Annotated in this window: 18 protein-coding genes; 13 read left to right on the top strand and 5 right to left on the bottom strand. The window is 66.9% G+C overall.

Going from position 1 to position 19,439, the window contains the following annotated elements; all coding sequences use genetic code 11:
* Positions 1–7: 7 nt before the first annotated feature.
* Complete coding sequence (locus ACTIEY_RS01500) at positions 8–967, bottom strand: LysR family transcriptional regulator (protein WP_439517378.1); 960 nt, start codon at positions 965–967, stop codon at positions 8–10.
* A 179-nt stretch (positions 968–1,146) separates the two neighbouring features.
* On the opposite strand from ACTIEY_RS01500, the gene ACTIEY_RS01495 reads away from it, so the two are divergent.
* Genes ACTIEY_RS01495 through ACTIEY_RS01435 form a run of 13 tightly spaced genes read left to right on the top strand, consistent with a single transcriptional unit; the run spans position 1,147 to position 15,795 of the window.
* Positions 1,147–3,429, top strand: coding sequence for an acyl-CoA dehydrogenase family protein (locus ACTIEY_RS01495; protein ID WP_439517377.1), 2,283 nt, complete (start codon positions 1,147–1,149; stop codon positions 3,427–3,429).
* A gap of 59 nt (positions 3,430–3,488) precedes the next feature.
* Positions 3,489–4,457, top strand: coding sequence for a Bug family tripartite tricarboxylate transporter substrate binding protein (locus ACTIEY_RS01490; RefSeq protein ID WP_439517376.1), 969 nt, complete (start codon positions 3,489–3,491; stop codon positions 4,455–4,457).
* Positions 4,458–4,482: 25 nt separating this feature from the next.
* Positions 4,483–5,265, top strand: a complete 783-nt coding sequence (locus ACTIEY_RS01485) for a class II aldolase/adducin family protein (protein ID WP_439518253.1) — start codon at positions 4,483–4,485, stop codon at positions 5,263–5,265.
* Between the two features lie 10 nt (positions 5,266–5,275).
* A complete protein-coding gene (locus ACTIEY_RS01480) occupies positions 5,276–6,544 on the top strand; it encodes a CaiB/BaiF CoA transferase family protein (protein WP_439517375.1) in 1,269 nt (422 codons plus the stop codon).
* A 3-nt stretch (positions 6,545–6,547) separates the two neighbouring features.
* Positions 6,548–8,647: an acetate--CoA ligase family protein gene (locus tag ACTIEY_RS01475; protein ID WP_439517374.1), complete on the top strand. Its 2,100-nt coding sequence runs from the start codon at positions 6,548–6,550 to the stop codon at positions 8,645–8,647.
* A gap of 39 nt (positions 8,648–8,686) precedes the next feature.
* The gene (locus tag ACTIEY_RS01470; protein ID WP_439517373.1) at positions 8,687–9,667 is read left to right on the top strand and encodes an aldo/keto reductase; all 981 of its coding nucleotides are present in this window, start codon (positions 8,687–8,689) and stop codon (positions 9,665–9,667) included.
* A 52-nt stretch (positions 9,668–9,719) separates the two neighbouring features.
* Positions 9,720–9,977, top strand: a complete 258-nt coding sequence (locus ACTIEY_RS01465) for a hypothetical protein (protein ID WP_439517372.1) — start codon at positions 9,720–9,722, stop codon at positions 9,975–9,977.
* 9 nt (positions 9,978–9,986) lie between these two features.
* Positions 9,987–10,853, top strand: a complete 867-nt coding sequence (locus ACTIEY_RS01460; protein ID WP_439517371.1) for an alpha/beta hydrolase — start codon at positions 9,987–9,989, stop codon at positions 10,851–10,853.
* Positions 10,850–11,995 carry a CaiB/BaiF CoA transferase family protein gene (locus ACTIEY_RS01455; protein WP_439517370.1) on the top strand — a complete coding sequence of 382 codons (1,146 nt, stop codon included), beginning with the start codon at positions 10,850–10,852 and terminating at the stop codon, positions 11,993–11,995. Before ACTIEY_RS01460 ends, ACTIEY_RS01455 begins: the two co-directional genes overlap by 4 nt.
* Positions 11,992–12,837, top strand: a complete 846-nt coding sequence (locus tag ACTIEY_RS01450; RefSeq protein ID WP_439517369.1) for a PaaI family thioesterase — start codon at positions 11,992–11,994, stop codon at positions 12,835–12,837. The genes ACTIEY_RS01455 and ACTIEY_RS01450 overlap by 4 nt, the downstream gene beginning before the upstream one ends.
* Before the next feature lie 14 nt (positions 12,838–12,851).
* Positions 12,852–13,745, top strand: a complete 894-nt coding sequence (locus tag ACTIEY_RS01445; RefSeq protein ID WP_439517368.1) for an NUDIX hydrolase — start codon at positions 12,852–12,854, stop codon at positions 13,743–13,745.
* Positions 13,735–14,544, top strand: coding sequence for an enoyl-CoA hydratase/isomerase family protein (locus tag ACTIEY_RS01440; RefSeq protein ID WP_439517367.1), 810 nt, complete (start codon positions 13,735–13,737; stop codon positions 14,542–14,544). Before ACTIEY_RS01445 ends, ACTIEY_RS01440 begins: the two co-directional genes overlap by 11 nt.
* A gap of 6 nt (positions 14,545–14,550) precedes the next feature.
* Positions 14,551–15,795 (top strand): CaiB/BaiF CoA transferase family protein, encoded by a 1,245-nt coding sequence (locus ACTIEY_RS01435; RefSeq protein WP_439517366.1) that lies wholly within the window; start codon positions 14,551–14,553, stop codon positions 15,793–15,795.
* On the opposite strand, the gene ACTIEY_RS01430 is transcribed toward ACTIEY_RS01435, so the two are convergent.
* From ACTIEY_RS01430 to ACTIEY_RS01415, 4 genes are read right to left on the bottom strand one after another with little or no spacing between them, the layout of a single operon-like run.
* The gene (locus tag ACTIEY_RS01430) at positions 15,788–16,468 is read right to left on the bottom strand and encodes an EthD family reductase (protein WP_439517365.1); all 681 of its coding nucleotides are present in this window, start codon (positions 16,466–16,468) and stop codon (positions 15,788–15,790) included. The two genes, ACTIEY_RS01435 and ACTIEY_RS01430, sit on opposite strands and share 8 nt — an antisense overlap.
* 7 nt (positions 16,469–16,475) lie before the next feature.
* Complete coding sequence (locus ACTIEY_RS01425) at positions 16,476–17,480, bottom strand: Bug family tripartite tricarboxylate transporter substrate binding protein (RefSeq protein ID WP_439517364.1); 1,005 nt, start codon at positions 17,478–17,480, stop codon at positions 16,476–16,478.
* A gap of 46 nt (positions 17,481–17,526) precedes the next feature.
* Positions 17,527–18,435, bottom strand: coding sequence for a fumarylacetoacetate hydrolase family protein (locus ACTIEY_RS01420; RefSeq protein WP_439517363.1), 909 nt, complete (start codon positions 18,433–18,435; stop codon positions 17,527–17,529).
* A 16-nt stretch (positions 18,436–18,451) separates the two neighbouring features.
* Positions 18,452–19,423, bottom strand: a complete 972-nt coding sequence (locus ACTIEY_RS01415; protein ID WP_439517362.1) for a Bug family tripartite tricarboxylate transporter substrate binding protein — start codon at positions 19,421–19,423, stop codon at positions 18,452–18,454.
* Between the last annotated feature and the right edge of the window lie 16 nt (positions 19,424–19,439).

The raw sequence follows: 19,439 nt of genomic DNA, 5'->3' as shown, positions 1-19,439 counted from the left end.
TGACGGCTCAGGCCAGCAGGGGCAGCCCATCGCGATGTCCGAAATCCGCACACACTTCCTGCACGACCTCGCGAAGTGCCGCGCGCACCCACTGGTGCAGCGGTTGCCGGTGGGTTCTCTCATGCCAGACCATGGTGGTCTTGAACGGCGCGATGTTCACCGGCACCTCATGCAGCCGGAGCTCCAGGGCGGCCTCGCTGCGTCGCGCGAGCCAGGTGGGCATGGTGCACAAGAGTGCCGAGGCGGACACGATCTCCGGTGCCAGCAGGATGGAGTTCACCCGAGCGCCCACGGTGCGTACCAGGTTGCGCGACTTGAGTGCTTCGGCCACAGAGGATTCGGCCCACGAAAGTGCGACGTTGGGTGCGGCCGTCAGCACATGCCGCTCGCGGATGAAGGCTTCCAGCGTGAGCCGGTCCCGGATTCGGGGATGTCGCGCCGATCGGATGGCAGACAGCGACTGCACCAGCAGATCGCTTGCGTACATCTGCTCAGGTACCGAGGTGGCATAGCCCACGGCGAGGTCGATGCGGCCTTCCGCCATCAGTGCAAAGAGGTTGGTGTGATCCAGGCGCTGAATGCCCACACACAACTGCGGTGCCGCGTTGTCGAAGCGACCGATCAGGCGAGGCCCCAGCAGGAGCGCCATGGAATCCGACATGGCCACGGTCAGCGTGCCTTCAGCCCGCGCGGGTTCGAAAGGACGCGGATCCGAAAAGATGTCCTCCAGCACCAGCAGACCGGTTTTCACCAGCGCGGTGAGCTCCACCGCGCGCGGGGTGAGCTCCATTCCCCGGCCGGTGCGAACGAGCAACGGGTCGCGCGTGAGTTCACGCAGGCGCGACAGCGCATTGCTCATTCCAGGCTGGCTCATGCCCAGGCGATTTGCCGCCCGCGTGACGGATTTTTCTGCCAGCAATGCTTCCAGACAGAACAGCAGGCTGACCTCGATGCGCTGCGTCGTCATGATGGCTCGTCCATTGGAGTCTTGAATGGTCCAATTCTAGGTCCTTTGTTGTTCAACCGGGTCGCGCTGGGTCTAATGCAGCGAACTGGCCGTTGCGCGTATTCCCTCAGTGGAAACACCTTCGGGACCGCCGGAGACACGCTGTGAGTCAAGACCTCGCAGAAAGACTGACCATCACCATGAGCCATAGCACCACCCTGGACCAGACCGCCGTCGGCGCGCGGAGCCAGCCCTTGCGCGAGAGCGCCGAACTCGAGATGGTGCGCGATGCAGCACGGGCGCTGCTCGATGCGGAGTGGCCCAGCCAACAAGCCGCAGCCCTGGCCGTTCGACCTGAGGACCTTCAGCGTCTGTGGCGCCACGCGGTTCGCCAGGGATGGACGCAGCTCGACCTGCATGACCGGGAACTCGGTCTGGCGGCGGCACTGGTGCTGCAGCAGGAGCTGGGTCGTGCGGAGTGCCCTCTGCCCCTGGCGGACGCTGTGTTGTGCGATGCCGTTCTGGCGGGTGCCTCAGGGGCAGCAGCGGCCTCGTTGCGCGCCGCGCTGCACCAGGGAGATCTGGTGCCCACCTGGTGCTTTGGTCCCGACAGCGGCGAGGCCGATGCATACGAGTTGGTGGACAAAGGATCCACGTTCAACGCCCGTCTTTCCTTCGTGGAAAACACCGCCATTGCCACCCACCTTTTCGTCGTCACGGGTCGTGAGCGTGAAGTGCTGGTGGTGCCGATGTCCACAGCTTCCGTGCGGGCCACGACCGGGCTGGCGCGCCCCGCGCTTGCCGAAGTGATGCTGGAAGGCGCTGATCGGTTCGAGCGCATCGATACCAGGTTCGACCTGACGACTCTGCCCACGCAGGCCCGGCTGTTGCTGGCCGCGCGCGCGCTGGGTGCCACGCGCCACGGGCTGGACTTGCTGTGCGACTACGCGCGCGTTCGTACCCAGTTCGGCCAGAAGATCGGCCAGTTCCAGGCCATCCAGCACAAGCTGGCCAACTGTCTGATCGGGGTGGAAGTCTGTCGACTTGCCCTGGTGCACGCTGGCACTGCGGATGCGGATCCCATGGACGAGGTGCGGGCTGCCACGGCCGCCGCGCTGGCTGGGCAGTATCTGCGGCAGGTGGTGCTGGAGCTGCACCACGGATTCGGTGGCATTTCGTTCTGGGAAGAGCACGAGATGCCGCGCATCTTCCGCCGCGTGCATGCCGACCTCACACGGCTGGGCGGCGTGGGCGCGGCGCGTGCGCAGCTCGCTCGCAGCCTTCTCGAGCCGGGTGCACGCATGCCGGAATTCGATCTGGGCGAATCAGCCAACGCCTTCCGCGCCGAAGTGCGCGAATGGCTGGCCGATCACTGGGACCACCGTTATCCCGAAGAAACCCGGGGCCAGCCGTTGAACCACCGCAAGGCCCGCCAGGACTTCAGCCGCAAGCTGGGCGCACGCGGCTGGCTTGGCGTGAGCTGGCCGAGCGAGTACGGTGGCCAGGCGCGCAGTGCTCTCGAGCACCTGGCGTTCGAAGAAGAGATGGCCTACAGCGAAGCGCCGGTGACCTTCCACAACACGGCCGCCACCATGATCGGCCCCACCCTGATCCGCTTCGGCTCCGCGCAGCAGAAGCAGGTCTTTCTGCCCGGTATCGCGCGTGGCGACATCTCGTTCGCGCTCGGCTACAGCGAACCGGACCACGGCTCCGACCTGGCCGGCATCCGCACGGCAGCCACCCGGCTGCCCGAGGGCGGTTGGCGCATCAGGGGCCAGAAGATCTTCACGTCGACTGCCGGTTTCTCCACCCACGTCTGGCTGGCCGCGCGCACCGATCCGGCCCAGCAGCGCCACCGTGGCATCAGCGTGTTCATGGTGCCGCTGGAGGCGCCCGGCATCACGCTGCAGCCCATGAGCGGCATCAACGGTCACCGTTCCAACGTCGTGTTCTACGACGACGTGCTGGTGGGCGAGGACGCGCTGGTCGGCGAACTGAACGGCGGGTGGGAAGTCATCACCGCTGCGCTGGCATTCGAACGCGTCTCGCTGGCCGCCATTGCGGCGCGTACGCGCGGCTATTTCGATCTGCTGCTCGCGCATGTGCAGACCGCCCTAAAAGCCGATCAGCCACTGGCTGCGGACTCGCTGGTCCGCGACCGGATCGGCCAGCTGGCCGCGCAGATACAGGCCGCGCGCCTGCTGTCTGTCAACACCGCCGTCGTGGTGCAGGACGGCGAAGTACCGGTCCACCAGGGCGCCATGGTGAAGGTCTTCGCCAGCGAGTTGATGGAATCCCTCTCCGAAGCCGTGTTCGACCTGGTCGGAACCGGCGCCACGCTGGAGGGTGGCGCAACGAGCGCGCTGCTCGATGGCCGATTCGAATATGCCGTGCGCGATGCCTTGCTCTACACCATTGGCGGCGGCACCAACGAGATCCAGCGCACCCTGATTGCCCAGAGAGGCATGGGGATGCCGCGCTGAGCGCGCCCGCTCGCGAAAGCGGAATTTCACCTCGCACACCACCCTTGAAGGAGACCTCCATGACCCTGAATCGCCGAACCCTGCTGGCCGCCACCTGTGCGCTCGCGCTTGCTCCCTCCGTTCACGCGCAAGCGTATCCCGACCGTCCCGTGAAGTTGATCTTCACCTACGCCGCTGGAGGGGGAGGCGATGCCCTGACGCGCCTGCTGGCCCAGCACATGTCGCCCACGCTGGGGCAGCCGGTGGTGGTGGAGAACCGGACCGGCGCGTCCGGCGGTGTCGGCACGATGGCGGTGGCACGCTCGCCGGCCGATGGCTACACCTTGCTGCTGACCACCGTGACCACCGTGGTTCAGATTCCCATGGTGATGCGTGACAAGGAGTTCGACCCGGTCAAGTCGCTCACGCCCATTGCCAACATTGCTTCGCAGCCTCTGGTGCTTTTGGCGCACCCCAGTGTGCCCGCCGATACGTTTCCTGCCTTCGTGGAATGGTCGCGCAAACAGCCCGATGGTGTGCACGTGGCCGTTGCCGGACCCACGCTGGAAGTGGCCTCGGCATTGGTGAACAAGGGTGCCAACATCAAGATGGTGAACGTTCCCTACCGGGGTGCCGCGCCCGCTTTCCAGGCCTTGCTGGGGGGCGAGGTCAAGCTGTTCTTCACTTCGCCCACGGCGTCCACGCTGGAGTTCACCAAACAGGGCAAGGTCAAGGTACTGGGGGTCACCTCGGCACAGGCATCGCCGCTCATTGCCGGCGCCGAGCCCATCGGCAAGTACGTGCCGGGCTACGTGCAGGACATCAACTTTGCTGTATGGGGCCCGCCTGGCCTGCCGGCTCCTGTCCTTGCCAAGGTGAGCGAAGCCATCCGCGTGGCGATGACCGCGCCGGAAATCAAGGAAAGGCTCAATGCGATGGCCATGTCGCCGGCCCATTCCGACCCGGGCAAGCTGGTGAGCATCACCGAGCACGAAGTCGCCAACATCAAGCGCGCGATGGAAGTCGCCACGATCAAATACGGTGAGTGAGGTCAGTGTGAAGTCGCTGGCCCCGATGCGGGACCGTGTCAGTGAAGCCGAGTGGGCCACGCGGGTGGAACTCGCCGCGTGCTACCGGCTGGTGGCCCGCTACGGCATGGCCGACCTGATCTACAACCACATCACCGCGCGGGTGCCGGGTGAGGAGGGGCACTTCCTCATCAATCCTTTCGGTTTCCTGTACGAAGAGATCACGGCTTCCTGCCTGTTCAAGATCGATCTGGATGGCCGCGTGGTCGAGAGGCCTGATGTGCCCTACGAGGTCAACAGGGCAGGCTTTGTGATTCACAGCGCGGTGCATGCAGCACGACACGATGTGGATTGCGTGATCCACACCCACACGCGCGCAGGCATGGCGGTCTCGGTGATGGAGTGCGGTCTGCTGTCCGCGACCCAGGGCGCCTTGCGCTTTCATGATCGCCTGGCTTACCACGACTTCGAAGGTCCGGCGGTGGACGAAGGCGAGCGCGAGCGCCTGGTGTCTGACCTGGGCTCGTGCGACGCCATGGTGTTGCGCAACCATGGACTGCTCACCTGCGGTCGCTCGGTGGCTGAAGCTTTCCTGCTCATGCATCGGCTGGAGATGGCCTGCCGGGTGCAGATCGATTTCATGGGCGCCAACACGCCGTTGCGCTTGCCGACCCCGGACGTGATGACGAAAACCGCACGCGTGCTCGCACCGCCCACCTTCAGCGGCCGCCAGGGCGCTGAGGCGTCCCTGGGTAACTGGAACGGTCAGCGCGAATGGTCCGCGCTGCTGCGCCAGATCGATCGAACCGATTCCTCCTATCAACTCTGAATCTTCACCCATGTTCCTGCTGGACCAGATCGAACGACAACTGCCTCCCGCGCAAGCCCGTGACCCGGCCGCGCCCACCGCGCTCGGTGGCATCCGCGTTGTCGACTTCAGCCATTTCATTGCCGGTCCCTACGCCACCATGATGCTGGCCGACTTCGGAGCGGACGTGATCAAGATCGAGGCGCCCGGCAAGGGCGACGATTTCCGGCACTACCCACCGACCGATCCGGCGTTTCCCGCGCAGGGTGCTTCTTTCTTCTTTGCCAACCGCAACAAACGCAGCGTGGCCCTCGACCTCAAGAACGCTGCGGCGCTCGAGGTGGTGCGTGAACTCATTGCCACGAGCGACGTGCTGGTGGAGAACTTCTCCACCGGTGTCATGCAGCGTTTCGGGCTCGATCCTGAAACCTGCCTGGCGCTCAATCCACGCCTGGTGTATTGCTCGGTGCCGGCCTACAGCCGCGATGGTGAGTTCGCCGACCGGCCTGGCTTTGATCCGGTGGTGCAGGCAGAGAGTGGTTTCATGTCGATGAATGGCCACGCCGACCGCGACGGCGTGCGCGCGCTGTCGCCCGTGATGGACATCGGCACCTCGCTCATGGTGAGCAGCACGGTGCTGGCCGCCCTGATGGCGCGCCATGCCACAGGCCGCGGCCAGTACTGCGAGGTGTCGCTGTTCGACAGCGCCGTGGCCATGCTGGGTTATGCGCCGATGCAATACCTGCTGGGGGGCGTCGAGCCGCAGCGCAACGGCAATGTGAGCCCGGATACCTCGCCCTCGGGTGTGTTCCATTGCACCGACGGCAGCTTCTATGTCAACAGCGGCAATGACCGGATTTTCGAGCGTCTGGTGGCCGGGGTGCTGGAACGGCCCGATGTGGCGGCGGATCCGCGCTTCAACAACCGCGTCGGGCGCAACGCGCACCGGGATGCGCTGTTTCCCATCCTGGAAGAGGCCTTTGCACAAAAGCCCTGGGCCCATTGGCGTGCCAAGTTCCGCGAAGCAGGTATTCCCAGCGGGCAGGTGCGCTCGGTGCCGCAGGCGCTGGCGTCTGCAGAGGTGTCGGCGCGAGGTCTCGTCACCCGGATTCCCCATCCCGAGGCGGGGTGGGTGCCGAACCTGACACCCCCGGCCCGCCTGAAAGATACCCCGGTGGTGGACCCAGTGCCGGCTCCCCGGTTGGGCCAGCACACTCAGGATGTGCTGAGGGAAGTGCTCGGTTTCGACGACCAGCGCATCGCGCAGTTGAAGGCGGCCGGCGCATTCGGGGCGGTGTGATCCATGTCGGAGCTCTCCACACTGTTCAACCCCAGGTCGGTGGTGCTGGTCGGTGCGACCGACCGCTCCACCTGGTCGAAGATGGCCTTCGACAACCTGCGTCTTCTGGGCTTCCAGGGCCGGGTGCACCTCGTCAGTCGCGGTGGTGGCAGCGCACACGGGCAGCCCACTTTCACGTCCGTCAGGGAGATCGGCGAGCCCGTGGATGTGGCGCTCCTCATGCTCCCGATTGCTGCGATGAACGATGCCCTGCGAGATCTCGGGGCGGCAGGCATCACCAATGCGGTGGTGCTTGCTGGCGGCTTTGCCGAGACCGGGCCCGAGGGCCGCGCGCTACAGGACGAGATGGTGGCGACCGCGCGTTCCCTGGGCATCCGCCTGCTGGGCCCGAACTGCCTTGGCTTCATCAACTTCAACACCGGCGGCGTCTGCTGGACGGGATCCATGCGCACGCCGCCGCTCAAGGGTGGCATCAGCATCGTGTCTCAGAGTGGCGCGGTGGCCACGGTAATGAAGCACTTCGCACACCAGCACGGCATCGGTTTGAATGTGGTGGCTGCCACTGGCAACGAGGCCGTGCTGGGTCTGGCCGATGTGGTGGATTACCTGGTGGACGATCCCGCCACGCGCGTGATCACGGTGTTTGCCGAGTCCGTTCGTGACACCTCCTTGCTGACACATGCAGGCAGACGCGCCCTGCGCGTGGGCAAACCCATCGTGATACTCAAGGTGGGTCGCTCAGAGATCACGGTTCAGGCGGCGCAGTCGCATACCGGTTCTCTGGTGGGCGATGACAGCGTGTTCGACGGCGTGTGCCAACAGTTGGGTCTTGTGCGCGTGCGATCCATCGAGGAATTGATGTTCACCGCCGCGTTGCTGGAAAAGACCGGCGTGCTGCAGGGCGAGGGCGTGGCCGTGCTGTCGGCCTCGGGTGGCATGGGTGAACTCGCGGCCGACTACGCGCACCTGGAAGGCGTGTGTCTGCCCAGGCTGGCGCCGGGCACGCTGGCGGCGCTCTCGTCCGCGCTGCCGCCCATGGCCACGCCGGCCAACCCGCTGGACCTGACCGGTGCGGTGGTGAACAAGCCCGAGCTTTTTCTCGACTGCATGCAGGCGCTGGAGCAGGACCCTGCCGTGTCGGTGCTGGTCTGCGTGTTCGACGTGCCGACCGACCTGAACAACGATTGGGCGCCATTTGCGGTGGGTTCGCTGCAGGCCATCGGTCGCTTCAAGCCCCAGGGGCGGGTGCGGTTCCTCGCCATCAGCAACACCGTCAAGTACGTCTCCGATCGCAGCCGGGCGGAGGTCGAGGCGGCGGGAATGCCGTATCTGCCATGCGGCCTGGACGTGGGCATGAAGGCCCTGCGCCACGCGCTGCGCTGGTCCGCCTGGCAGCGCGAAGGCGCTGGACGGAACTCGACACCGCCTGCCCTGGTGGTCACCCCTGCTTGCCTTCCCACCTCCGAGGCTGAAAGCATGGCCTACCTGGCCGGAGCGGGCGTGGCGGTGGTGCCTCAGGTGCTGGCGGCCAGCGCGGACATGGCGGCGTCAGCCGCTGCCGCCATGGGTGGCCCGGTGGTGCTCAAGATCGCCTCGCCCGACATTGCGCACAAGACCGAGGTGGGCGGCGTGCTGCTCAATCTGCATGGCGACGCTGCCGTGGCCGAAGGCTTTCGCCGTATCGTGTCGTCGGCACAGAGTGCTCTGCCTGAGGCGCGACTGGACGGTGTCATCGTGTCCCCCATGCGGCGCGGTGGCGTGGAACTCTTCGTCGGTGTGCGCCGCGATGAGCAATGGGGCCATGTGATGGCGCTCGGCCTCGGCGGGGTGTGGATCGAGGCGCTGAAGGACGTGAGCCTGCGGGTGCTGCCAGTCACGCCCGCTGAAGTGCGGCGCATGGTGGCCGAATTGCGCGGCGCCAGCCTGCTGGATGGCTTTCGCGGGGCGACCCCGGTGAATCTTGACGAACTCGCGCGCATGGTCTCGCGCATCGGTGATGCAGCACTTGCGCTGGGGGACACGCTGGACACCCTGGAGGTCAATCCCCTGCTGGCCGAGGGTGATCGCATCGAGGCGCTCGACGCGCTGGCGACTTACCGCTGAAGATGGGCCGATACCCGCGGCCAACGACTGGAGACTCGCATGGACTATGTTCGACTGGGCCGAACCGGCCTCAAGGTTTCCCGCCTCTGCCTCGGTTGCATGACCTATGGCGAGCCCACGCGTGGCGCGCACGAGTGGACGCTGAACGAAGAAGCCAGCCGGCCGCTGCTGCGCCAGGCGTTCGAAGCGGGCATCAACTTCTTCGACACGGCCAACATCTATTCCGATGGCACCAGCGAGGAGTTCCTGGGTCGCGCCGTGCGGGAGTTCTCTCGGCGCGAGGACGTGGTCATTGCCACGAAGCTCAACAGCCCGATGCGCAAGGACCCGAATGCGGCGGGCCTCTCGCGCAAGGCGGTCATGACCGAGATCGACGCCAGCCTCAAGCGCCTCGGCACCGACCACGTGGACCTCTACCAGATTCACCGGTTTGACTACACCACGCCGATCGAGGAAACGCTGGAAGCGCTGCACGACGTGGTCAAGGCAGGCAAGGCGCGCTACATCGGTGCTTCGTCGATGTACGCCTACCAGTTCTGCAAGGCGCTCTATCTGGCTGATCGTCACGGCTGGACGCGCTTCGTCTCCATGCAGAACCACTACAACCTGCTCTACCGAGAGGAAGAGCGCGAGATGCTGCGTCTGTGCGCAGAAGAGGGCGTGGGGGTGATCCCGTGGAGCCCGCTCGCGCGTGGCCGGCTCACGCGGAATTTCGACGAGACCACCTTCCGGACCGAGACCGACCAGTACGGCAAGGGCCTGCACAAGGGTCTGGGCGAAGCCGATCGCCGTGTGGTCGATGCGGTGGCGCAGGTGGCAGCGGCGCGGGGCGTGCCGCGCGCGCAAGTGGCCCTGGCGTGGGTGGCCAGCCGTCCGGGCGTCACCGCGCCCATCGTCGGGGCCTCCAGACCGGGGCACCTTCAGGATGCCGTGGCCGCGCTGTCGATCCAGCTCACGCCCGAAGAAGTGGCCACGCTGGAAGCGCCCTACATTCCGCACGCCGTGGCCGGCTTTGCGTGAAGGGAACATCGGCCTATAATGGTATGACCATTGAATCTGACAGAGGCCTGCCATGCTGAACAAGACCATTCCCGAACGTGTGTTCCAGGTGAAGGACGCCAGCGGCCGCCAGTACAAGGTGACGCGCTACGCGTGGATGGAAAGCGAGGCCGATGAAGCGGCATCGGCGCAATGGCGCGAAACCTGGCATCTGCTGATGACCGAGAACGGCGGCTTCCTGGACCCCGTGGGCGATGGCCGGTACGTGATCGACGGCACCGGCACCGTGGTGGAGCCGATCGAAGGCGAGACCGCTGAGCAACCCGCCTGAGCGCGGCGCATGCCGACCACACGGGACATCCACTTCCACAGTGGGCCGCGCCTGAAGCTCTCGGGTCGGCTCTACCTGCCCGATCCCGCCCGTGACCTGGGGGCCGGCGCCGTGTTCTGCCACGGCTTTGGCGGCGTGAAGGAGGGCACGCCCGTGGGTCTGTGCACCGCGCTCGCCGAGGCGGGCTTCACCATGCTGTGTTTCGACTACCGCGGCTTCGGCGCCAGCGAGGGCGAGCGCGCGCTGTTGCTGCCACAGGAGCAGGTGGACGACGCGGTGGCGGCCCTCGAATACCTTGCCACGCAGGTGCCCGGCGTGGACCCGCAACGCATCGGCCTCTATGGCACGAGCTTCGGTGCCGGCATTGCCGCGCTGGCGGCGGTGCGCAGCCCGCGCCCGCGTGCGCTGGTCGCGTCCGTGAGTGTGATGTCGGGCAGCGGCTGGATGCGCAGCGTGCACCGCTGGTACGAATTCCGCGCCATCCAGCGCCGTGCGCTTTCTGCCATCTCACACAAGGCCGCCACGGGGGAGATCGAACTGTGCGAACGCCTGGACATCATGTCGCCCGAGCCCGAATCGCTCGTGCGCTACGCCGAGACCACACCGATCTCGCTGGAGACCGTGTGGCACCTCCTGCACCACGAACCGGTCGACCAGGCCCACCGGCTCACCATGCCCGTCTTCCTGTTCGGCGCCGATGACGACACCGTGGTGCCGTGCGACCAGACGCGCCAGTTCTTCGATCGCGTCACCACGGAGAAGCGGATGGAAATCTTTCCCACGGGCAACCACTGGGTGGTGTACGACGAGGCGCTGCCGCGCGTGGCCGAGGTCACGGCCGCGTGGTTCGCCACGCACATGGGGCTTTCTGCATGACCGATTCCCGGGGACCTTTGCACGGCCTCAAGGTGGTCGAAATGTCGGGCCTGGCGCCTGGGCCCTTCGCGGCCATGATGCTGGCCGACATGGGCGCACAGGTGCTGCGCATCGACCGGCCCGACCCCGCCCCGCGCGCGATGCCGCAGCGCTTCTATTTCACCGACCGCAACCGCCGCTCCATTGCGGTGGATCTGAAGTCGGCCGATGGCGTGGCGCTGGTCCGGCGCCTGGTGGGCGGTGCCGATGCGCTCATCGAGGGATTCCGTCCCGGGGTGATGGAGCGACTGGGCCTCGGGCCCGAACCGTGCCTTGCCCTCAACCCTCGCCTCGTGTATGGCCGCATGACGGGCTGGGGCCAGGACGGTCCGATGGCCATGGCGCCGGGCCACGACATCAACTACATCGCGCTCTCTGGCGCGCTCGAAGCCATCGGCGAAGCCGGACGGCCACCTGTGCTGCCGCTGAACCTGGTGGGCGATTTCGGGGGCGGCGGCATGTACCTGGCGTTCGGCATCGCCTGCGCGCTGATTGAAGCAGCGCGCTCCGGCCAGGGGCAGGTGGTGGATGCGGCCATGGTGGATGGTGCTGCTTCGCTCATGACCTACTTCCACGGCTACCGCGCGGGTGGCAAGTGGCCGGGCCGGGGCCGCAGCGTCACCGGCGGCGGCTCGCCGTTCTACGCGGTGTACGAAACGAAAGACGGCAAGTACATCAGCGTGGGGTCTGCCGAGCCCAAGTTCTATGCCGAGTTGTTGCGCCAGACCGGGCTGGACCAGGCTGGCCTGCCCGACCGCAGCGATCCGGCGAACTGGCCGGTGATCCGCGAGCGGCTCGAAGCGGTGTTTCGCACGAAAACGCGCGACGCGTGGTGCGCGCAGCTGGAGACCAGCGAAACCTGTTTTGCCCCGGTGCTCGACATGCAGGAAGCGGCAGCGCATCCGCACAACGCGGCGCGCAGCACCTTCATCGAGGTCGATGGCATGCTGCAACCGGCGCCTGCCCCGCGCTTTTCGCGCACGCCCGCTGCCACGCCCACCGCCGGCGTGGAGCCCGGTGTGGACGTGGCGGCTGCCCTGGCCGGCTGGGGACTGGAGGCCGGGGAGATCCGGACGCTCGCTGAAGTCGGGACGGTGTCGTGAGCCTGCCACCGCCCCGCGCCGGTGCCTGGAGCCGTGAGGGCCTGCGGGGCTACGCCCTTCACGTCGGCCCCCTCTGGTGCGATGCCGACGGGGCGCTGGCCCTGCGCATCGAAGACCGCCACACCAACATCACCGGCCGGGTGCACGGCGGCATGGCGATGGGCCTGGCCTCCATGGGTCTCGCACAGGCCGCGCAGCGCGCCGCACGCCCGGGCAGCCGGGCCACCTTGCTGACCTTGAACCTCGAGCTCATCGACTCGGCACAGGTGGGCGAGTGGTTGTTCACCGAGGCCACCGTTCAGCGCACGACGCGCACCATGGTCTTCGTCACCGGCGGATTGCGATCGGGCGAGCGCGTGCTGCTGACCGCCAGCGCCGTCTACCAGATCGAGGCCGAGGCACCAACGCGCCGCCTGCGTGCATCTGAGAACATGGCGCTGCATCCCGATCATTCGGTGCGCGAACCGGTCGACGCCTTCAGCGCGCACGTGGGGAAGTTTCTTGTGCGTGCCGACGAACAAGGCGAACCGGTGGGCGGTCTGCAGGTGCACCCGGAATGCCTCGACGCCAGAGGCGGCGACGAGATCGATGCCGGCATGGTGCTGATGATGGCCGACCTTTTCCTGGGCCGCCGCGCGCGAACCCTCAGCGGCTCCGTCTGCGTGACCGTGGGCATGGGCATCTCTCGCCTGGCGCCGGTGCGCCTGGGGGACGCGCTCGAGGTGGAGAGCCACACCGAGGGCCAGCAGGGCGAAACACTGGTCGTCAGCGGCCGCTTTCGCGTCAACAGCCTGCCGGTGTTCAGCGCCACCAGCCTGTGGAAAATGGTCGAGAAGAAATGACGGAGTTCCGAACCATGCACCCGACACCTGCCTCGACGGAAACAGCCCTGCGCGCGGCTTCCACCCTCATCCTGCTCCGCGACTCGGCGCAAGGCCCGCAGGTGCTCATGCTCAAGCGCCATGGGCTCTCCGAAGTGCTCGCAGGTGCGTTCGTGTTCCCGGGCGGCAAGCTCGATGCGCCCGATTCGGAACTGACGGACACGGCGCATCTCGACGAATCGGCGCAGGCGCTGCACGCACGACTGGGCGAGAACGACATCGACACCGCGACCGCCGTGGGCCTGTACGTGGCCGCACTGCGCGAGACCTTCGAGGAGTCCGGCCTGTTGCTGGCCGAAGACCTGGCCGAGGCTCGCGCGCAGGAGGCGCTGGCGCGCCTGGCCAGCGGCATGGGTTTCAACAACCTGCTGGCCGAGATGGGCTTGCGCCTGCGCGTGGGCGCGCTCGCGCCGTGGTCGCGCTGGATCACGCCACCCGATTCGCCCAACAAGCGTTTCGACACCCGCTTCTTCGTGGCGCGCGCCCCCGAAGGCCTGGCCCGCCACGACGAGCGCGAGACGACCGAGGCGCGCTGGGTGCAGCCACGACCTGCGCTGCAGAGCTACTGGCAGGGCGAACTCAGCCTGGCGCCGCCGCAGATCATGACCCTGGCTCACCTGGCGCGGCACGGCAGCGTGGACAGCGTGCTGAAAGAAGCACGTGGTCGATTGCCCGCGTTGATCCAGCCGCACGTGATCCGCGCGGGCGAGGGGCGCACCATGTGCTATCCGGGTGATGAACTGCACCCGGTGCGCGAGCGGGCGATGCCCGGGCCGTTGCGCCTGTTCACGCGAGGCCAGCGCTTTGAGCCCGAACACGGCTTCGAGGCCTTCTTTGCGGAACCCACCGGGGTCGTTCGTGGCCGCTGACGTGCCCACCTTCGAGACCATCCAGCTGGAAGTGCAAGGCGCTCTGGCGTGGATCACGCTGCATCGGCCCGAGGCCATGAACAGCATGAGCCCGCAGATGGTGGCCGACCTGAGCGCTGCGCTGGACCACGTGGAGACCCGCCGCGATCTTCGCTGCCTTGCCATTCGGGGCGTGGGAAGGGCTTTTTGCGCCGGCGCTGACCTCAAGGCCGTCAAGGCCTTCAGCGACGCTGAAGATCAGGCCAGTGCCGTGCGCGCGTTCCTGGGGCGAGCCACCGCGCTGTTGCGCCGCATCGAGCAGTTTCCGATGCCGGTGATCGGTGCCGTCAACGGCCTGGCCCTGGCCGGTGGCCTGGAAATCGTGCTCGTGTGCGACGTGGTACTGGCCGCTGAAGAAGCGAAGTTTGGCGACGCCCACGCACGCCATGGGCTCATTCCCGGCTGGGGTGGTTCGGTGCGCCTGCCGCGAAAGATCGGTCCCAACCGCGCCAAGTGGATGATGTTCACCGCCGAGATGGTGAGCGCAGCGACCATGGCGGAATGGGGCCTGGTACACCAGGTGGTGCCCGGCGCCGAACTCGATGGTGCCGTGCAGGCACTCGCCGCTCGCATGGCCGACAAGAGCCCGCTGGGCCTGCGTCGCATGAAACAGCTCGTGGACGACGGCCTTGAGCAGCCGCCGGATGTGGCGCTGCGCAACGAGCGCGTGATGGTCGAGGCGCACAACCCGTCGCACGACCGGCGCGAAGGCCTTGAGGCGTTCGCGCAGAAGCGTCCACCCCGATTCAATGGCACCTGAAGCAGCATGAGCGAAACGAACCCGACCCCCACACAGGCCCGACTGCAATCCAGCGCGCTGGGCGGCTTGCGCGTCATCGATTTCACCCACTTCATCGCCGGGCCCATGGCCACCATGATCCTGGCCGATGCGGGGGCCGACGTGATCAAGATCGAAAAGCCCCAAGGCGACGACCAGCGTTACTTTGCCCCGGCCGAATCCAGCCTGGACGGGCAGGGCGCCAGCTTCCTCTGGGCCAACCGCAACAAGCGCAGCATCACGCTCGACCTCAAGACCGACGCCGGTCGCGCCATTGCCCAGGCGCTGGTGCGTGACGCGGATGTGGTGGTGGAGAACTTCACCTCTCGCGTGATGGCGCGGTACGGACTGGACCACGAGACGCTCTCGCGCGACAACCCGGGCCTGATCTACTGCTCGGTCTCCGCCTTCGGGCGCAGCGGCGAACTGGCCGATCGCGCAGGCTTCGACACCATCATGCAGGCCGAGAGCGGCTTCATGTCATTGACCGGCTACCCCGACCGCGACGGCGTTCGCACCGGCCCGGCGGTGATGGACATGGCCTGCGCCATGATGGCGAGCAACGCGATCCTGATTGCTTTGGCCGCGCGCCAGCGCACGGGCCTCGGCCAGCATGTCGACGTGCCGCTGTTCGACACCGGCGTGCTGATGACCGGGTTCATGACCGCGCAGTACCTGTTCAGTGGCAAGGTGCCCCAGCGCAACGGCAACGTGAGCAACGACGCCGTTCCCAGCGGCGTCTTCCCCACGGCCGACCTGCCGATCTTCCTCACCTGCACCAGCACGTCGCTGTTCCGCCGCCTCTTCATCGACGTGCTGAACATGCCCGAGGTGGGGGACGATCCTGCGCTGCAGCGCATCGACGGCCGCCTGGCGCAACGCGCTCGCGTGATCGAGATCCTGAACCAGGTGTTTGCCGCCGACACGCGCGAGAACTGGCTGAAGCGGCTGGACGCCGCCAAGGTGCCGGCCGGTGCGGTGCGCACGCTGCCCGAGGCGCTGGAGTCGCGCGAGGTGAAGGCGCGGGGCCTGGTCACGCAGGTTCCTCACCCCACCGCCGGCCACGTGCCCAACGTGGCACTGCCCCTGCATTTTTCGGGCACGCCCGTGGTGCCACCCCGGGCCGCGCCGCTGCTCGGGCAGCACACCGACGAGGTGCTGCGCGAGGTGCTGGGCTACACCGAAGAGCAGCTGCGCGAATCGCGCGCACTCGGCGCGTTCGGCCCTACGTGATTCGAACCGCGTTCACCGCGTAGGCGGCGAGTGGCTCGTAGGCCGGGTGCTGGTGGATGAACGCCTGCCCGGCCGCTGACGCCACCCAGTTGTGCAGTTGCTGCTCGCTGTCGAAGAACAGCTCGGCCATGGCCTCCACCGGCACCTTGCCGCTGGGCACGTTGGCAGAGACCGGGTGCGCGCTGTCCACCACCGTGTTCTGCACATAGGCGAAAGGGCCTCCCTCCGTGGGCGCAAGCAGCGCGGGCCGAGCACCGGGGGGCGCCGTCGCGCGCAGGCGGGACAGCACCAGCAGCTTGCTCGCCGCCCCGCCAGGGGCGCGACCTTTCTCGGGCACGGGGGCGGTGCCGAACACCGGCTCACCCGCCAGCACCAGGATGGTGATGGCGCCCTGGAAGTTCGGGATGTCGCGCTTGACCGCCGCGTACTCCGGCGACCGTTCGCAGCGCTCCATGGCGGCCACGTCGTCGAACCACTGCTGCGAGATGCCGCCCACCTCGTGGTCGGGGAAAGGCTGCACCTCGAACAGGCGCTCGCGGATGTGGTTCTGCAAGTAGCGGTGCACCCCCGGCATGAAACTGGCCAGGTGCCCGTGCACCTGGAACCAGTGGTCGCCGAACTCTGCTTCGCTGATGCCGTCCTTGCGGCTGAAGACGCCCGAGCGAAAGATCATTTCGGCTTCAGGTTGGCGTGATGTTCAGGCGCTTGATGAGGTCACCCCAGAGCTTGCTGTCGCGCTGCACGATCTTGGCGAATTCCTCGCCATTCACTTGCGAGGGCGTGCCGCCGCCTTTGCGGACGATGGCCTGGAACTCCGGATCGGCGGTCATGGCCTGCACCGCCTGGTTCAGCTTGGCCAGCACCGGCGCGGGGAGGTTGGCCGGAGCGACCATCCCGAAGAGCTGGTCGGGCAGCAGCACGTTGTAGCCGGCTTCCTTGAGCGAGGGCACGTTGGGCAGCGCGGGATCGCGCGAATCGCCCGTGACCGCCAGGCCCTTGGTGCGACCGCTGGTGAGCAGCGCAATGGAGCTCGGCACCGATTGCCACGCGTAGTGCACGTCACCGGCCATGATGGCCGCGTCGGTTTCCGGGCCGGTCTTGTAGGGAATGTGCACGGCCTGGATGCCGACATCGTGGTTGAACTGCTCGGCCGCCAGGTGGATGCTGTTGCCGATGCCCGATGAGCCGAAGTTGAGCTTGCCGGGCTTGGACTTGGCCAGCGCAATGAATTCGCCCACGGTGTTCACACCGAGCGCGGGAGACACCACCAGCACCTGGCGCGTGGTCTGGATCAGGCCGAGGTAGGTGAACGACTTGACCACGTCGTATCCGGGGTTCTTGATCAGGTGAGGGGCCGAGGTCATGGCCGTGCTGGTGCCCATGCCGATGGTGTAGCCATCGGGCGCGGCGCGCGCCACGGCTGACAGGCCAATGGTGCCCGAACCCCCGAGCTTGACGTCCACGATCATGCTGCCATTCAGGGTCTTGGCCATGTGCAGCGCGATCTGGCGCGCCAGGAAATCGACGGCGCCACCGAAGGGCGCGATCAGGGTGATCGGACGCTCCGGGTAATTCGACTGGGCGAACGCCAGCGAGGGCAATGCGCCGAGGCTGGCGGCGCCGCCGGCCATGGCGGCCAGGCGCAGCGTGGCCGCGCGCCGGGAAATCTTGTCGGAATGGTTCATGGTGTCTCCTTCGGGGTGGTTGCGCGGGGGCGGGGGAAAAGAAAAGTCATTCAACGACGGTGTTGACGAGTTCGCCGAGGCCGTCGATGCGCGCACGGATCACATCACCGGGTTCCAGGCAGCGTGGTGGCGTCATGGCGAAGCCCACGCCCGAAGGCGTGCCGGTGGCGATCACGTCGCCGGGGTGCAGGGTGAGGCCGGCCGAGAGTTGCTCGATGATGGACGGCACGTCGAACAGCATGTCCTGGGTGCTGGCGTTCTGGCGAACCTCGCCGTTGACGTCGAGTTCCATGTGCAGGGCCTGAGCGTCCGGCACGGCACTGCGGTGCACCACCCACGGGCCCATCGGGCAGGTGGTGTCCAGGCCCTTGCCCTTGAACCACTGGCCGTGGCGTTTCTGCAGGTCGCGCGCGGTGACGTCGTTGATGATGGTGTAGCCGAACACGTGGTCCAGCGCGGACTCGCGCGATATGTCCACGCCGCCCTTGCCGATGACGATGCCGAGTTCGATCTCGTAGTCCAGGATGCGCGTGTGCCTGGCGTGCCGCTGGATCGAATCGCCAGGGCCGATGACCGTGGTCCAGGGCTTGGAGAAAAACTCGGCCGCCTTGGGAAAGTCATCGGGATCGCGTTTGGCCGCCAGGTTGCCTTCGATGATGTGCAGGCGGTAGTTGCGACCCACGCAGAACACGTTCTTGCCCGGGCGCGGCAGGGGCGCGAGCACGCGCGCGCCCGGTGCGGCCATGTGGGCGTGGTGGGCCGATGTGTCATGCAGGGCACGGCGCGCATGCTCCAGCAGCGCCGGGCCGGCATCGATGAGCCCTGCCACGTCGTTCGGCACCTGCGCCGATGCACCCAGGGCGCTGCGCAGCAGCGCGCCCAGGTTGACGATGCCGGCATCGGTGTGGGCGCCCAGGTGCATGGCGCCATCCTGTGAAAAGGTGAGGAACTTCATACGGGCTGTATAAGGATCAATCCAGGCGGATGCGTGTACCGGAGATGAATTTCTTCCAGCGTGCCGTATCACTTCGCACGATCTGGTCGATGTACTTCGCACTCGTGTCGGTGGCCGGATCCACGCCGATGTTGCGCATGCGCTCGCGCACCGCGGGCGAGGCCACCATCTTCGCAACCTCGGCGTTGAGCCGCTCGATCACGTCCGGTGGCGTGCCGGCCGGTGCGGCCAGGCTGTACCAGGTGTCGATGTAGAAGCCCTTGAGACCCACTTCCTCCATCGTCGGCAGCTCGGGTGCCGCGCCCAGGCGGGTCTTGCCGGTGACGGCCAGGGCACGCAGGCGACCAGCCCGCACGTGCGTGAGCACGGAGGTGTCGACAAACATGAAGTCCAGCTGTCCGCCCAGCAGGTCGCTGATGGCGGGGCCCGCGCCGCGGTACGGGACATGCACCACCGGCACGCCCGAAAGCTGGCGGAACATCTCGCCCGACAGGTGCGGTGTCGATCCGTTGCCGGCCGAGCCATAGAACACCTTGCCCGGTCTTGCGCGCGCGTATTCAATGAGGTCCTGCACCGATTTCACGGGGCTGCTGGCGTTGACCACCAGCACATTGGACGAGGTGAACACCATCGAGACCGGCGAATAGTCCTTGAGCGGATCGAAGGGCAGGCTGGCGTACAGGCTGGGGTTGATCGTCATGGTGCTGTTCACCGCCATCAGCAGCGTGTAGCCATCGGCGGGGGCCTTGGCCACGAAACCGGCACCGAGCGCGCCATTGGCACCAGGCTTGTACTCAACCACCACACGCTGGCCCAGGCTGGGGCTGATCGCCTCGCTGACCATGTTGCCGAAGGTGGTGCCCATGCCGCCGGGTGGGTAGGGGACGACCAGCACCACCGGCTTCTCGGGATAGGCGGCCCAGGCGGGCAGGAGGGCCGCGGCGGACAGTGCCAACGCGGTGAGCCAGGGACGGAATCGGATCTGCATGGGGGGAAGTCTCCTC

The organism is Hydrogenophaga sp., from assembly GCF_051858985.1.
In the GTDB taxonomy this organism is placed as follows: Bacteria; Pseudomonadota; Gammaproteobacteria; order Burkholderiales; family Burkholderiaceae_C; genus Hydrogenophaga.
The sequence above is the reverse complement of the archived record's forward strand: the minus strand, read 5'-3'. Positions and strand labels throughout refer to the sequence as shown.